Annotated in this window: 13 protein-coding genes; 3 read left to right on the top strand and 10 right to left on the bottom strand. The window is 44.1% G+C overall.

Going from position 1 to position 16519, the window contains the following annotated elements; genetic code table 11:
• Positions 1-49: 49 nt before the first annotated feature.
• The 8 genes from AB5627_RS10235 to leuC form a co-directional block, all read right to left on the bottom strand.
• Entirely contained in the window at positions 50-628 is a 579-nt protein-coding gene (locus AB5627_RS10235; protein WP_022288461.1) for a hypothetical protein, read from the bottom strand.
• 26 nt (positions 629-654) lie between these two features.
• On the bottom strand, positions 655-2346 hold the full coding sequence (ilvB, locus tag AB5627_RS10230) for a biosynthetic-type acetolactate synthase large subunit (RefSeq protein WP_287209594.1): 1692 nt from the start codon (positions 2344-2346) through the stop codon (positions 655-657).
• A 65-nt stretch (positions 2347-2411) separates the two neighbouring features.
• Positions 2412-3377, bottom strand: coding sequence for a PP2C family serine/threonine-protein phosphatase (locus tag AB5627_RS10225; RefSeq protein WP_046440093.1), 966 nt, complete (start codon positions 3375-3377; stop codon positions 2412-2414).
• Between the two features lie 34 nt (positions 3378-3411).
• On the bottom strand, positions 3412-4494 hold the full coding sequence (gene leuB, locus AB5627_RS10220) for a 3-isopropylmalate dehydrogenase (protein WP_265290509.1): 1083 nt from the start codon (positions 4492-4494) through the stop codon (positions 3412-3414).
• Position 4495: 1 nt separating this feature from the next.
• Entirely contained in the window at positions 4496-5170 is a 675-nt protein-coding gene (locus AB5627_RS10215; RefSeq protein WP_022288465.1) for a hypothetical protein, read from the bottom strand.
• A 73-nt stretch (positions 5171-5243) separates the two neighbouring features.
• Positions 5244-5723, bottom strand: a complete 480-nt coding sequence (leuD, locus tag AB5627_RS10210) for a 3-isopropylmalate dehydratase small subunit (RefSeq protein WP_022288466.1) — start codon at positions 5721-5723, stop codon at positions 5244-5246.
• Between the two features lie 27 nt (positions 5724-5750).
• Entirely contained in the window at positions 5751-6140 is a 390-nt protein-coding gene (locus tag AB5627_RS10205; RefSeq protein WP_022288467.1) for a hypothetical protein, read from the bottom strand.
• Positions 6141-6231: 91 nt separating this feature from the next.
• A complete protein-coding gene (gene leuC / locus AB5627_RS10200) occupies positions 6232-7494 on the bottom strand; it encodes a 3-isopropylmalate dehydratase large subunit (RefSeq protein WP_022288468.1) in 1263 nt (420 codons plus the stop codon).
• Between the two features lie 362 nt (positions 7495-7856).
• On the opposite strand from leuC, the gene AB5627_RS10195 reads away from it, so the two are divergent.
• Entirely contained in the window at positions 7857-8030 is a 174-nt protein-coding gene (locus tag AB5627_RS10195) for a hypothetical protein (RefSeq protein ID WP_022288469.1), read from the top strand.
• A gap of 51 nt (positions 8031-8081) precedes the next feature.
• Here AB5627_RS10195 and AB5627_RS10190 read toward each other — a convergent pair whose 3' ends face one another.
• Positions 8082-9827: an SH3 domain-containing protein gene (locus tag AB5627_RS10190; protein ID WP_265290510.1), complete on the bottom strand. Its 1746-nt coding sequence runs from the start codon at positions 9825-9827 to the stop codon at positions 8082-8084.
• Between the two features lie 495 nt (positions 9828-10322).
• Between AB5627_RS10190 and AB5627_RS10185 the strand changes: the two genes are divergently transcribed.
• Positions 10323-11879, top strand: coding sequence for a hypothetical protein (locus AB5627_RS10185; protein ID WP_333635048.1), 1557 nt, complete (start codon positions 10323-10325; stop codon positions 11877-11879).
• Between the two features lie 98 nt (positions 11880-11977).
• Here the strand turns inward: AB5627_RS10185 and AB5627_RS10180 are convergent, their stop codons facing one another.
• A complete protein-coding gene (locus AB5627_RS10180) occupies positions 11978-13729 on the bottom strand; it encodes a helix-turn-helix transcriptional regulator (RefSeq protein ID WP_022288471.1) in 1752 nt (583 codons plus the stop codon).
• Between the two features lie 254 nt (positions 13730-13983).
• Here AB5627_RS10180 and AB5627_RS10175 point away from each other — a divergent pair, with 254 nt between their 5' ends.
• Positions 13984-16518, top strand: a complete 2535-nt coding sequence (locus AB5627_RS10175; RefSeq protein ID WP_022288472.1) for an InlB B-repeat-containing protein — start codon at positions 13984-13986, stop codon at positions 16516-16518.
• Position 16519 lies beyond the last annotated feature (1 nt).

Here is a 16519-nt window from a genome sequence, read left to right as displayed (position 1 = left end):
CCTTACAAAAACGAGCTGTACAGCCTTTGCCGTACAGCTCTCAAATCGCTTAGAAATTTGTGTTAAGGCTGAGATACTGTCCGCTCTGATAGAGATAGATCAGATATACCACAGACGCATAGATAGTTACAACAAGCACCACCAATGTTGTAAATGCGGCGAGAATGTTCAGTATCGGGATAAACGCCACAACAAGGCACACTGCCATGACAATAAGGCAGGTCTTGTTTACATTCCACACATGGTCGCCCTTATTTGCAAGCCCGTAGTTCTTCACGTCCCTGAGCAGGTCGCCTGTTGATTTGCAGATATAGTAAAGCACCGCTATGTTCATTACATTGCCAGCAAAACTCAGAACACTTGATATCGCATTATTGTCAATAAATGTGTCAACTATTGAAAAGATAAGATCAGCCACTGTGAAAACAAGAGCTGTCTGATAACCATTATGGTCTTTTGAAGCTTCAAGTATTCCCCATACGTTGAAAATAGTTGCGGCTACGGTACAAGTCATCAAAAGAAGTGCGCCTATCCCAGGTATAAAAGCAAGCGGAACTCCTATCACACCTATGATCTTTGCCAGAAACACCTTTTTGATACCGCTTGCGGCATTTGGATATTTTACCATTTTATTACCCCCTATATTTCGATTTCTTAATCAAGTTCGATATTCATTATCGGCTGTGAAACGTCTGCGCCGGCAGGTACCATTGGAAGAACGTTTATATCCTTGTTGATGATAACGTCCACAAGGCACGGCTTACCGCATTTGAGTGCCTTTTCAAGCATTGGCTTTATCTCAGATCTCTTTGTTATCCTTATGCCCTCAACGCCAAATGCGTCGGCAAGCTTCATAAGGTCTGTTCCTCTTTCAATGTTAGTCTGAGAAAATCTCTTGCCGTAGAAAAGTCTTTGCCACTGTCTTACCATTCCGAGAACGTCGTTCTCGAAAACAAGCTCAACAAGCGGTATATTATGCTTTGCAAGTGAAGAAAGCTCGTTGCAGTTCATGAAGAAGCTTCCGTCGCCTGCGATGTTTACTACTGTTCTGTCAGGGTTGCCCACCTTTGCGCCCATTCCTGCGCCAAAGCCGTAGCCCATTGTACCAAGTCCGCCGCTTGAAGCAAAGCTTCTTGGACACTTGAAGTTATAATACTGTGCAGCCCACATCTGATGCTGACCGACTTCTGTGGAGATGATAGCCTTGCCGTCTGTAAGTCTGTCAAGCTCCTCGATAACGTCCTGCGGAAGCACCTCGTCCTCGCTCTCGATAGGCACCATTCTCAGTGCATACTGCTTTTTCCAATCCATAACAGTATTCATCCAAGCCTCGTGCTTCATATCAGGAAGCAGCTCGCAAAGCTTTGCAAGGATATACTTAACGTCCCCAGTAACATGGCTGTAAACGTCGATATTCTTGCCTATCTCGGCAGGGTCTATATCAATATGTATGATCTTCTTATCCTTTGCAAATGTCTTAGCGTTGCAAAGAACTCTGTCGGAAAATCTAGAGCCAAGAACTATCATAAGGTCACATTCGCTGAGCGTCATAGCGGCTGTCTTTGTGCCGTGCATACCAAGCATACCGATATAGCAGTCCTTAGTATTGTCAAGTGCGCACTGACCCATAAGTGACAATGAAACAGGTGCGTCCACTTTTCTTGCGAACTCAGCCATTTCTTCTGTTGCGTCAGCAGAAACAACTCCGCCGCCTGCGTAGATAAAAGGCTTCTCAGAATTCTTTATAAGCTCTGCCGCAGCAGCTATCTCCTCGTTTATGCCCTCAGGATTATGATTTACTACCTTCTTAGGCTCTTTCTTCTCATAGACCATAAGTGCGCCTGTGATATCCTTTGGTATATCTATAAGAACAGGACCCTTTCTGCCCTCGTTTGCAATATAGAAAGCTTCTCTGATAATGTCAGCAAGCTCCGCAGGGTCTTTCACAATGTAGTTATGCTTTGTGATAGGCATTGTTATCCCGCAGATATCTACCTCCTGAAAAGAGTCAAGACCAAGCAGATCTCTTGTTACGTTTCCTGTGATAGCCACCATAGGGATAGAATCCATATAAGCTGTGGCGATACCTGTTACAAGGTTCGTAGCACCCGGACCTGAAGTTGCGATAACAACGCCAGTTCTGCCTGTTGTTCTTGAATATCCGTCAGCCGCATGGCAGGCAGCCTGCTCATGGGCGGTGATAACATGGTGTATCTTATCTGAATATTTATACAGCGAGTCATATATGTTTAGAACTGCTCCGCCCGGATAGCCGAACACTGTATCGACGCCCTGCTCCAGCAAACATTCAATTATAACGTCTGAGCCACGTAACTCTTTCAACATTTTTTATTTCCTCCAAATTACAAAATACATCTAAGATCATAAAAATATATCAATATATGATTATACTATATCTGCTTTAAAAAGTCAATACTTTCATTCATTTGGCTCATAAGCTCGTCCACCGTATCAGAGAAAAGCTTTGTCTGCTCATCAGGCTTCTTTTCCTCTACAGCTTCCGCCTTTTCAGGCTTCTTACTTTCAAGCATATCCTGCACGCTCACTGTCTTTTCCACAGCCTTTTTTGCTGTGAGCGTTTTAAGCTCATGATCGTCAAGATAAGGCTTTATGCCCACAACGGAAACATTGTCAGTTCCGCCGTTTGTGAGGGCAAGCTCCATTATAGCGCCTAGCTTTTCAGAAACAGAAAGGTCAAGACCAAGCCCCACCACCATTTCTTCCTCAGAAACGTAATCCGACACGCCGTCTGACACTATGATTATCATATCGTCAGGTTCTTTGCCAAAATCAGCCACCAACGGTGTTTGTGCCACATCAGGTTCATTGAGAGTGCTGCCGATAGAAGATATTATGGCATTCTGATACTGTGGCTCAAGCTCTGACACATCTTCTATCCTGCCATGCTCATACATATATCGTGCATAGGATTGGTCAACAGATATCTGTCTGATAGTGCCGTTCACATAGCGGTACATTCTGCTGTCGCCAACGTTTATGCACATTGCTCTGCTTTCCTCGTCCACCGCAAGGCAACACAGGGTGGTCTGCATATTTGCAGCGTTTTCAGCCCTTACGCCCTGCTTTTTTATTTTGTTGTGAACATCGATAAGCGTTCTTTTCATATCCACCCCTGAATTATATTCAAGAATGGAAAGATGCCTTAAACAAAGCTCCGAGGCGACCTCTCCTGCATTTTCTCCACCAACACCGTCGCAAACGGCTGCAATAAAAGGAGCAGCGACAGTTGATTCATAGCTGCCGCTGTTGATGACCTCGTGGTCTATTAAAATGCAGTCCTCATTCTGTTCACGGTAATTTCCCTTGTCTGTTATTCCGAAAATATAATAATACATTTATTATCACCGTCTGAAAACTGGTATCGTGCTGTTATATCATATCTGCAACAAGACTGCCCATTTCCTTACAGCCAACGAGCTTCATGCCCTCTGACATGATATCCCCTGTTCTGTATCCTGCTTCAAGGACTTTCTTGACAGCATTGTCGATTGCGTCTGCTTCCTTATCCATATCGAAAGAAAATCTCAGGAGCATTGAAGCTGAAAGTATAGTTGCGATAGGGTTAGCCTTATCCTGTCCTGCGATATCAGGTGCAGAGCCGTGGCTAGGCTCATACATACCGAACTTTGTGTCGTTCAGTGAAGCGGAAGCCAGCATACCAAGTGAGCCTGATATCATAGCAGCTTCGTCTGAAAGGATATCACCGAACATATTCTCTGTAAGGATAACGTCAAACTGCTTAGGATCTCTTACAAGCTGCATTGCGCAGTTGTCAACGAGCATATGCTCAAGCTCGACCTCTGGATAATCCTTAGCTACCTCGTTTACTACCTTTCTCCAAAGTCTTGAAGAATCAAGAACGTTAGCCTTATCAACGCTTGTAACTTTCTTTCTTCTCTTCATGGCGATGTCAAAGCCACGGATAGCAATTCTTCTTATCTCGTTCTCGTTATATGTAAGAGTATCAACAGCAGTTTCAGCGCCGTCAACGTTCTCTGTCTTTCTCGCACCAAAATACAGACCGCCTGTAAGCTCTCTCATTATCATCATGTCAAAGCCGTCGCCGATTATATCGTCCTTAAGGGGGCAAGCTTCTCTAAGCTCAGGATAAAGATTTGCAGGACGCAGGTTAGCGAACAGACCAAGCTCTTTTCTTATTTTCAGGAGTCCGGCTTCAGGTCTGAGATTCGGAGCAAGCTTATACCATGGTGAAGTGGAAGTATTTCCGCCGATAGAGCCAAGCAGAACAGCGTCTGAGTTCTTTGCAATCTCGACAGCCTCGTCTGTAAGCGGAACGCCATATTTATCTATAGAACAGCCGCCCATAAGGATATCAGTATAAACAAACTTATGACCGAACTTTTCAGCAACCTTGTCGATGACCTTCTGTGCTTCTGTTACTATTTCAGGGCCTATCCCGTCGCCCTTTATAACTGTTATTTTCTTTTCCATGTTATTTTTCCTCCTCAGAATTTAAAGTCGAAACGCTTATCTCGCAGGAATAGCTCTGCTTTTCGGCTGTCATGAACAAAATGCCTGTATAGACCGAACACTCGCCGTCAATAAGCTTCTTTTTGCAATAATCGTCAGCAGCCATGCCTTTGAGCTGATACTGCATATAACTGTCCGCCGTATCAGTGCCGTCAAAGTTCACCTGACTATAGTCTATTTCCTCACCATCCATATAATATGACCAGTAGTAAGACAAACCGTCAGAGCCTTTGACCTTTATGCTGTTGGGTGAAACAGTGCTGTCTATGCTTGCTTCGTCTATATTCGCCCAAAGTCCGTTGAAAGTGGAAAATCCAGCACCATTTATCTCAGGCTTATTGCAGGCAAAGGTCTTTGTTGTAACGCCTTTTTTATCGGTCTTTTCGTCCTTTTCCACAAGCACTATACTGCTGTTTGAAGCAGTTTCCCTTGCAAAACTGCCGCCAAGCTTTCTGTTTATCTCTGCAGAGCTTAGGGTCAGGTCTATCTTGCTGCCGTCCACCATTACCATAAAAGGCAGAAAATCCTTGCTGCTGTATTCAAATTTATTACTGCTCTCCTCTTTTTTCGAGCAGCCTGCGCTGCACACCAGCATTACCCCTGCTGCAAGTGCCGCAAATAGCTTTTTAGCTATCATAGCTTCACCCCTTCATAGAAACAGTTCAAGGGCGACCTCTTTTGAGAGATCCCCCTTAAAGCTTCAAAATATCTTATTTAAGTGAGTTAAGAAGACCATTGCTGTTGATGATATTGATAAGAAACTCAGGGAATGACTGACCCTGATAAGTCTCATTCTTGGTCTTGTTTGTGATAACGCCACTGTCGAAATCTATCTCCACCTCGTCACCGTTATCTATCTTCTCAGCAGCTTCCTCGCACTCGATGATAGGAAGTCCGATATTTATAGCGTTTCTGTAGAATATTCTTGCGAATGTCTTTGCTATAACACAGGATATTCCGCTCGCCTTGATAGCAGCAGGCGCATGCTCTCTTGATGAACCGCAGCCGAAATTGCTCTTTGCTACCATTATATCGCCCTTCTGAACGTTCTTTGCAAAGTCAACGTCAATATCCTCCATGCAGTGCTGTGCAAGCTCCTGCATATCAGGTGTGTTGAGGTATCTTGCAGGGATAATAACGTCTGTGTCTACGTTATCCCCGTATTTATGTACTTTTCCGCAAGCTTTCATTATGAAAACCCCTTTCGTCAAACTTTATCAGCCCTGCTTGAACTCTGACGAATGGAATATATTTTCTCCTATCGCCTGTTTTCTAAGCTCTTCATATATCTTTTCAAGATACGGGCCGTCTATAGTATCCTTGTTTCTTGTAATAAAATAGCAGATCTTTACCTTGTGGAACATTCCCTCTTTAACGAGAGCATACACAGGTGTACCCCCGATATTGGAGGTATAAAAGGTATTGAAGCCCTTCTTGTCAATAAGAGCCTGCGTCATTTCCACGGTAAATGTATTTTTGTCATGGAGTTCCTGAATGATCTCGTCAGCCTTCTCCTCACGCTGATAGTCATTTAGTGAAGTTCCGTACTTCTTTGTAACAATACTAAGAAGTATATCGGAGAATATTTCCCTAAGATAATTTTTCATCTGTTCTCGCTCCCAAGTCGTATATGCGGTCATACCGCATATCAATTATTCCCCCAACGCAAGATCTGTCAGCTGATTTTCTCCCCGAATATCACATAACTTCCGACGGCTGTGAGATCTTGCCTGTCACAGCTGAAGCGGCGGCAACGTAAGGTGAAGCCAGATAAACCTCTGATTCTGGGTGACCCATACGTCCCACGAAATTTCTGTTTGTTGTTGCAACGGCTCTTTCGCCCTTTGCAAGAATACCCATATGTCCGCCAAGACATGGACCGCAGGTAGGTGTAGAAACCGCACAGCCTGCATTTATGAATATCTCCAGCAGACCCTCTTTCATGGCCTGCATATATACCTTCTGTGTGGCAGGGATAACGATACATCTAACGTTCTTTGCCACCTTTTTGCCGTCAAGTATCTCAGCGGCACATCTCAGATCCTCTATCCTTCCGTTCGTACATGAACCGATGACCACCTGATCTATCTTGACCTCCGGGATATCGTCAAATGTTCTTGCGTTCTCAGGCAGATGCGGGAAAGCGACCGTAGGCTTTATCTCGCTGAGGTCGATAGTGTATTCAGCCTCATACTCAGCGTCATCGTCAGCCTTGTATATCTTATACTCTCTGTCTACCTTATCCTTGATGTAATCAAGTGTAACATCGTCAACTGCAAATATGCCGTTCTTTGCACCTGCTTCGATAGCCATGTTAGCCATGCAAAGCCTGTCCTCCATGGAAAGGTTTTTCAGACCCTCGCCTGAAAATTCCATAGACTTGTAAAGTGCGCCGTCAACGCCTATCATGCCGATTATATGAAGTATAACGTCCTTAGCGGCACTATACTTTGGAAGCTTGCCTACGATATTGAACTTGATAGCGGCAGGGACTTTGAACCAAGTCTTTCCCTTTGCCATGCCTGCGCACATATCTGTTGAGCCGATACCTGTTGAGAATGCACCAAGTGCACCATATGTACAAGTATGTGAGTCAGCACCGATAACGCAGTCGCCTGGAGCGACAAGTCCTTTTTCAGGAAGCAGAGCGTGTTCAATGCCCATATCGCCAACGTCGAAATAATTCTTTATGTCATACTTTGAAGCAAAATCACGGCAGGTCTTGCACTGTGTAGCGGATTTGATATCCTTGTTAGGTGCAAAGTGATCCATGACCATTGTGACCTTATTCTTATCGAAAACATCTGTGAAGCCCGCTTTATTGAACTCGTTGATAGCCACAGGCGACGTAACGTCGTTGCCGAGAACCAGGTCAAGGTTCGCCATTATAAGCTGACCTGCCTTGACTTCGTCAAGACCTGCGTGGGCTGCCAGAATTTTCTGAGTCATTGTCATACCCATTTAATATTACTCCTTACTATCAGATCTCAGAGTTTACCAAGATCCTTTATTTTTTATACCCATTTATTATACCACTATTTTGATGTTAATGCAAATACATATTTATTATATATCTATGAATAATATTTATACTAAACGTTTGAGATAGGAACATATCTCTTTTACTTTTACATATAAATTGCAAAAATTTTAATCACATTTTGTACAATAGCACTACACACCAACTGAAATATCCTTCACAACATCACAAAATACGAACATTCACGGGAAAATACCGTCAACCCTCTTGACTTCATTTGCATGGCATAGCTGTTCTCTTTCTGCGAAAAATAATATTACAAAGAAAAAAGGAGGAAACAGCAATGAAGATGAAGTCAATGATAACAGGCGTTTCAATGGCGATAGCCGCAGGAACAGTGGCTTATGCAGTCACAGAGGCGACATCAAGCGAAAAGAAAATGCTCAAAAGCCGCACAGGACGTGCTATCAGAGCTATCGGTGACGTAATGGACGGCATTTCAATGATGATGAAATAGCCCTCACGCAGGAGCGTACCATGGTGGTAACGCTCCTGTTTTTTTGCATTTTTAACTCTGACTTATCTTTTTCAGCAGCGTAAGAGCGTCGATAACATCGACCTTTCCATCACCGTTCATATCCGCACGCTTTAGCTGAGCGGGATCAAGCTGCGTCTTGCCTGCATTATAACGCAGCATGAGCAAAGCGTCCACAACTGTCAGATACTTGTCACCATTCACATCTCCCTGCTGCAGGGTCTGTGAAGCGGCTTTTCTTGTTATTTTTATTGTGTACGTCCGTTTCACTCCGCTTGCCGCTGTGCAGGTGACCTTGACAGTGTTTTCGCCCGTTTTAAGGCTCAACTTACCCTTTCCAGACACCTTTGCGCTTTTGCCAAGCGGATTTGCATTAACAGTAACAGAAGAAACCTCCGCATTGACTTTGGCAGTATAGCTTGCGGTGAATTTATCGAACTTTGGCGAAATGCTCGTGCCTGAAACGCTGAGAGATTTAAGATAATTGTTGTTATCTCCACTGCTTGTAGGCTTTGGGCAAAGTTTATCAGGCATATTGTTGTAGACAGGTATCTTGAACTCCATTGCGCTGTTCAAAATATCCTGAGAATAGGCGTTTTTTAGGCTTATGGCTTCATTCGCCTGACCGAAAACGCAGGTCATATACTGGTGGTAATAAAGACCGTTTCCGCCGTCTACCATATCAAATTTTTGCAGATAAAGGGTATCCTGACCCTTTGTTATGTAGCCTGTGCCTAAAAATATCGAGCCGCCCACTATGGACTTGTATTGATTTGTCCAAGGAAGAAGATAGGTCGGATTAGTAGTTTTTGCATACTTACAGCCCATTTCTGCGGCTGTCATTGTAGATGTGGCATAAGCCTGAATGTCAAAGAAGTTGAAATAATTCTCATAGCCTTTCACAGTACCAAGGGATTGCGGCGCACCATTTACGCCCTGCTCGTTCCTGCACCTTGAAGCAAGGTGATAAGGTGAAACGCCCGATTTCTTTGCAGCGTCCATAAAGGTCTGCGAATATGTATACTTTTTCTTTGTGTCAGGACAAGTGTAGCTTCCGCTCATAAAAGTGTCTGCAAGAATAGTTTTTACACCGCTTTCCGTCTGATACGAGGGATCATATGACTGATTTTCAAACATGAAAATGTATGTATCGTTGAGAAAATTTCTCGGATCCATATAATACATTATTATCTCTTTTGAAGCCGCCACCCACGAGCCGTCAAGCCCATACCAATAACCGCCGTTAAAATCATACGCACCCTTTTCCATTGACTTCCATGAAGCCAGAGCCGACGAGTGGACAAGGTTTCTGCCCACAACACATTCTTCCTTTAACGCAGTGTTCCAATCCACGCCAAGCTTCTGAGCGGTAAATATCCACTTTGGGTGCTGTTCATGGAGCTTTCGCAGATATGGCTTATAGCTTTCAGGAAAGCCCTGCTTTGTCATATAGCTCTCAAAATCAGCGTCAGAACTGCCCTGCGAGCCGCTTGATGTTAGCTGAACATATGCCGCCGAAACATAGCCCGTCACATTGCCGCATGATATCTTGTACCATTTCGCACCGCTTGAGTCGGTGGTTTCGGAAAGTATAGTCAGGCTGTCGCCATAGCTTACTGTGCCTGTTTTAGAATAGCCTGTGCCTGCACCGCTGCGAACGTTCAGAACGTCTGCCGTACAGCTTCCCATCATATTTGCCGCTGAAGCCGTCAAACATGAAGCCGCCATTGACGCTGCAATAGCAAATGACAGGATATATGAAATCATCTTTTTTATCAACTCGTTCACCTCAGAATATATAGGCAATACCGCAACAAGGCACACCTATGTATAAGTCCTTATTTTTACACACGTTGGTTTGTACATTTTTCTGTATCAAGTACAAAACTTCACCCTCATTATAGTACATTTCTCTGGGCTTTGTCAACAGTCTTTTTGATTCATAAAAAATTTACATTTAGTAAAATGCAGCTTTCACTTAAAGGTTACAGATTTATTACAGCCTATTTAGTGGATTTGCTGTTGATCGGTACATACATATTGTGACACAAATGCTCTCATTATAAATATATCCAAAAAAATATGCTTATTTTCGCTGTTTTGACTATTGACGTGTTACTTTATATTGTGATATAATCCTATTACGACAAAGGTAACAGAACTTGTAATATTTTATAATGAATTATTACAAATTAAAGACAAAACAATAGTAAACAAAATTAATCAAGAGCAAAATACTGACAGAAAAACACAATTTTGCAACGGAGGTATCAAATGAAAAAACTGAAAATAAACAAGATGGCGCTGTCGGTGGCAACAGCGTTTCTTATGCTCACGAGCATTGTTTCCACAGTGGCTAGTGCATCGGGTGGAAACGAGATAAAGCTCACAAGCGACAAGAACTTTGCACAGGCAGGCGACAGCATAAACGTAAAAGCAAGCCTTGAGCCTGATAAAACAGGCGTTGCAGGCTTCACTATAGACCTGCATTATGACCCGTCAAAGGTAACAGTATATGTGCCGACCGATGAAGAGAGCGAGAGTACATACAATGTGAGAAGCAAATTTTCTGTTATAACCAACTATGTTGCTTCATCAGGCACTATAAAAATAGTCGGTGCAAACCTTACAGGTTCTAACATAAAGGACAGAACAGACCTTGCCCTTGCGACTTTCAAGGTAAAGGACGGCGTAACAGGCAAGATAAACTATTGGGTAGAGGTTGAAACGATGGTGGCGGAAGCTGACGATGGATACAAGTCAGTTTCATACTCAGCACCTACAGCGGGTTCACCGCTCACTGTCAGTGCAGGGGAGGAGATCACAACAACTCCTGCAGCGACCACTACGACTGCTTCATCTAAGGCTGAAGCTACTACAACTACATCAAAGTCGACCACAACTACAACGACGACTACAGCAAAGACTACGACCAAGTCCGAAGCGACTACCACAACTACGGCTAAGTCTGAGAAAGTTACAACAACTACAACAAAGCCTGTTGAAACCACCACAACGACTACAACAGCAAAAAGCGAAACTCAGACCACTACAACCACAACATCTGCAAAGCCTGAGTCCGAACCGCTTTTCACACACAAGCAGGGTGACGCTGACTTCAACAGCGAAACTTCCCTTCAGTTCGGCTTCAAGCTTTCTGACTACATAACAGACTATTCTCAGCATTACAATGTAAAGGTCAACGTAAAGTCATCAGGCAACGCAAGCGGTGCAGTCGGTGCGTTGGTAGACGGAAGCTGGTCTGCACAGAGTACGAAGCTCACAGGCGGCGAGGAAGCACAGTGGATATACTCAGATCTTGACCCTTCAAGAACAAGCGATGAGGTTTTCGTACAGCTTTATTACTTAAAGGCAAATGCAGATTTTCAGATAGCTTCCGTAGAAGTAACACCTGTCAAGGAAGCAGTTGACACATCAGCTGTTACAAAGGTCACAGCGGCAGAACCAAAGCCTGCTGACGAAACAACGACCACAACTACTACAACAGCAAGCACAGAGCCAAAGGCTGACGAAAACACACAGCCTGAAAGCACCACCACAACAGCAGCCAGACAGCCTTCAAATGTCGGTGCGGCTGTTACTACAGTAAGCGAGGACGACAGTTCGCAGGAGCTTACAGAATCACAGGCAACAGAAAAGATACAGCAGATAGTTGACGAGGCCTCATCGCAGGCTGACAGCTCAAAAGTAAATCCGTCAACAGGCGTTGAAGTGACAAAGAACATTCTTACTGTCATTGCCGCAGGATATGTTATTTTTGCGATATTTGCATTTATCTTCAACAGATTTGCCGCAAAGGACGAAGAATAATAACCGAATATATTTCTTTCGGCTATAAAAACGGACGTTTCCATCGGAAACGTCCGTTTTTCGTCAGGAACACCAAGGGGATAGTATGATCCTGCATTTTATTGATCTTCTATAACAGGCGGAATGAAATTCTCTAAGGCGCTGAGAAGCTTCGGGTGTCGTATAACAAAATGTATAGCAGGCGCATTTCCCTTTGATATCATCGCCCACTGACCTTCATGGATCAGTATTTGCAAATTGCAGAAGGTCTGCCGCTTAGCATATTTAAGGCTATAGTTTTCATGTGTCTGTGCATAGCGTTCTGTGCTTTTTAAATGTGCAGAATAATCATCATAGCTGTAAAGAACATCACTGGCACAGAATACACCCGACAGGTCAAGGGCATGGTGACGTGTTTCAAATTCCTCTCGGGAAAGACAGCATATCTCATCCTCTATGGTCATGGTTTCCAGTATGCTCTCAACTCGCTTTTTACGCTCGCTGACATAAGCTTTTATATCTCTGCCCCGGCGGTCGTCAATGCCGTTTCTGTCAAGTATACTATTGAGCAGGTCATTATCCATAGTATAAACAGGCAGAGCAGATAAAATACTCCTGCGCCCGCCACGTCTGTGAGAGTCGGCAGTGAGAAAATCGCTGAAATCTTTTTCCCTGTCACTTCGGTATATCTCCATAAGCGGGCAGGCGTTTGAAAGCAGATCATTGGCACGTTTACGATAATATCCAAGCTCCTTTTTGGACTTGGTCAGATAATATCTGCCCTCGCTGTGAAAGCCTGCCACGGCTTCCCCTGAAAGAGCCGCCGCACCTGATACCTTCAGCAAATGCAAAAAAGCATTATTCTGTACGTTTTTCAAATAGTAAGGCGCTATCTGCCCCGTCATATACATCGGTATCCAGCTTTCAAGACCAAGCATCATATCATCTAAGGAGCGGTCAAGATCATGTATCTGACAAAGGTGCAGACCCTTTTTAAGCATCAGAGCCATACCGAACATCCACTTCTTCGGAAATTCGGGATCATCAGCCATTTCCTTCATAGGCATATCACTGTACATTATCACAGGCTCATTAGAACGTGACAAGACTGTGGCTTTCAGAAAATCAAGCTCACTTTCCATCATTTCCTTGATGCCAAAATAACTTTTTGACACAGGAAGCTGAAAAGGCAATGCAGGTACTTTCATTTCATCAAAACGTATCGCCTTTATGTATTCGTTCAGGTCAAACTCATCAAGCTTATCAAGAAACTTTTCAATTCCACCGCTTTTTATCTCTCTGCTCTGTCTGGCATGATCGCTGAACAGCCATTTGCATATCACTTCATAACGCTGTGACACATCCTCTATATCACTTTCATTACAGCCCACAAGCTGTGCGACCGCTGATATCTCTGTGGGAGTTCTAAGCTCCCTTGCAGTAAAGCCTGCTATTGCGGCGACAAAGCGTTCAGGGTCGGCAGGCTTTCTAGTGCCGTTCCGTATACGGAAAACGGTGGAAACATCATAATTTATCTCCTTGCACATACGCTTGATGTTTATATCAAGGGCTGAGATAAGGGTATTGAAATTTTGCCGCATAGACTCTCTGTCGGCAGGTATGATATCTTCACAGTCAAGAAGGGTTCTTTTTATGTTCTCCCTTGTCATATCGCCATAGCCTTTTTCCCTTGCCACAGCCTCAAGAGCGTTGCAAAGCCCGTCAAACGCCACAGTGTCTATCTCAGGTATTCTCTCTCCGCTTCTGTATCTGCTAAATGTTGAGGGAGATATCCCTGACAACTCACAAAGCTCCTTTGCCGTGCAGGAAAGCTGTTCTATATACTTACCAAGCTGTTCGCAAAACTTCATTTTAACGATCCCTCCCGCTGTCATATGGTATTACGTTAATTATATATCATATTTATCAAAAAAGGAAGTCCCCCACGATATATAATTTCAAAATTGGCATATGACTATTATGAAATAAATCACAAATTTATTCATAGATTTGTTATAATGTGATAAAGGATATCACATTAGGGAAAATACAAAGTAATGGAGGTGTGCTTATAGGATAATAACGAACATGAGAAAAAATATAATATCAAAAGGAGATGTATATTATGAAAAAACGATCACTGCAAGGGAGAATAACCGCTTTTATCCTTACCCTATGTTTGGCAGCACCACAAATGTCTATGTTGACATTTGCTGAAAATTCTACAGTCAGTAATGAAACGGAACTGAAGTCGGCATTGGAAAATACGGAATTTGCAGAGATCAAGTTGGGCGGAAACATTGAGACCACCTGGGAACTAGATGTGGAGCGCACTGTTACTCTTGATCTCAACGGATATACCCTGAGCTGCAGCTCGACAGATGAGGATATAATTCGGGTGCGCAGCAGCGGAAACCTAACAGTAAAGGACAGCGGCACCAATGGCAAGATCGATGGGCAGAACAAGAACTGCGGATTTGAAGTCAAGGGCGGAACGCTTACTCTAGAGAGCGGCAGTATCGTGAATTGCACGGATGCCGACGGAGACGGCGGCGCAGTGGATGTATCCAACACTGGTGTAACGGAAACTCCGGTCAAGTACGGCAAGTTCGTTATGAACGGCGGTACTATTAAGGATTGCAAAGCAGGTGATGACGGCGCTGCTGTGGATATAGGCATGGGCTGCACATTTACAATGAACGATGGTACGATCAGCAACTGCAGAGCGGATGACGACGGCGGTGCTGTATTTGTCAAGCAGGGCGGCTTCTTCGTGATGAACAGCGGAACGATTGAAAACTGTTCTGCATGCAATAATGGCGGTGCAGTGAACATATACGAAAATGGCAGCTTCACCATGACCGGCGGCACAATTAAGGACTGCAAGGTAGACTTGGGAGGTCTCGGCAATGCAGTATATGGCAAAAACAATACGGCGATTGTTGTCATTTCTGGAGGTACGATCGAGAACTGTGGTGTATTTCCATGGTCTTTTGATGAGTTCACAGTGACATTTGATTCAGACGGCGGAAGTGCAGTGTCAGAGCAAAAGGTATTGAATACTTCTGCGATCGAGCCAAATGAACCGAAGAGGAACGGCTATGATTTTGCTGGGTGGTATCTAAATGATGCAAAGTATACCTTTGATACCAAGATCACTGGGAATATTACTCTAAAAGCACATTGGACGCCTGCGGCAACTTTAAGCAGTATTAACATGATCGATATCGAAAACGTGAAGCTCGATTATCAGCCGGGCAATGCCCCACAGGCATCGGCCAAGCGAACAGGCACTAATCAGGATAAATATGATATTCTCTTTGAGTGTTGGGAAAAGCAGGAAAAGGACGCCGACGACACAATGCACACGGTTGGCTACTGGTATTCTGATGAAAGCGTTTATTCGGACGACGATGTTCGATTCAATACCTTTGAAAAGGGCGGAAGGTATATATATTCCGTGAAACTTCAGGCAAAGGACGGCTATACCTTCGATCGCAATTTGAAAAATGAAAATGTTACACTGAATGGAGCAAGCCTGCCGTCTAGCGCGTGGGTCATGGTGATGGATGACGGCAAGACCTGTCTTATTAGATATGGAACAGAGCTGCGCCCCGGTCAGGCTGTTGAAGAAATCCGACTTAATGCCATTATCAACTTTAATGCCGGAGATAAACCGCTTTTCAGCACCGGTGTCATTGACCCTATCGTTGACACCGATCATCAGCGGTGGGACGCCAATGACGGCAGCGGTTATGGCATTACCTCCAGCGACTACTGGAACGAACGCTATAACGGTAAGCTCATTACGGAATTTGAAGCCGACAAAAGCTATACCTATGGCGTATATTTCAAGATTTCCGATTTGGGCATGGAAGAGGGCTACCGCTTCGATCAGAACACGAAGCTCTATATCAACGGCGAAGAAATCACCCTGACACCCGATCAGATCGATGTGGATGATAGCGGTGAAACCATTTGGTTCAGCAATGTATTGACCATGACGCCGTCCACCGTGAAAGTTATTGACGTGGTGGAGATCAACGACGCCACCATCAACTTCAAGGACGGCGACAAGCCAGTGTTTACAGGCAATGTGCCAGACGGCGCAAACTATGCGCTCCGAGCTGCGTGGTGGGAGCTTGACAGCAAGACCGGTCTGATCTCTACAGAGCCAGAGTGGGGAAGCGAAATTTATGAAAACAAGATCAGCGCTTTTGAAGCCGGAAAGACTTACTATTATGGTGTATATGTGACGGCTGTTGGTTTTGTTGAGAGTGAAAATACCTCTTACATATTCGGACCAGACACTAAGCTTAAGATAAACGGCGAATTTGTGAATTACAAACGCTATGAAAATGATACGAGCGACGGCTCTGACGGCACCTTGTGGGTCATCACTGACCTTACTATGACGCCAAAGGCAAATGATACAAGCTCTGACAGCAGCGATACAAACTCAGACAGCAAAGACACAAGTTCAAACAACAGCACAAATACAAACAGCAACTCAAACACTGACAGCAAGAACCCTGTAAAGAACAATGCAGGAAGCACAAACCCTAACACAGGCAATGACCTTGGCGGTATCCTCTTTACTATCCTTATCACAGGAAGCGGACTTGTAGTTGCAGGCAGAAGATCACGCAAAAACAAATAAC

The organism is Ruminococcus sp. RTP21198st1_G1_RTP21198_201120 (assembly GCF_040924265.1).
Classification (GTDB): Bacteria; Bacillota; Clostridia; order Oscillospirales; family Ruminococcaceae; genus Hominimerdicola; species Hominimerdicola aceti.
The sequence above is the reverse complement of the archived record's forward strand: the minus strand, read 5'-3'. Positions and strand labels throughout refer to the sequence as shown.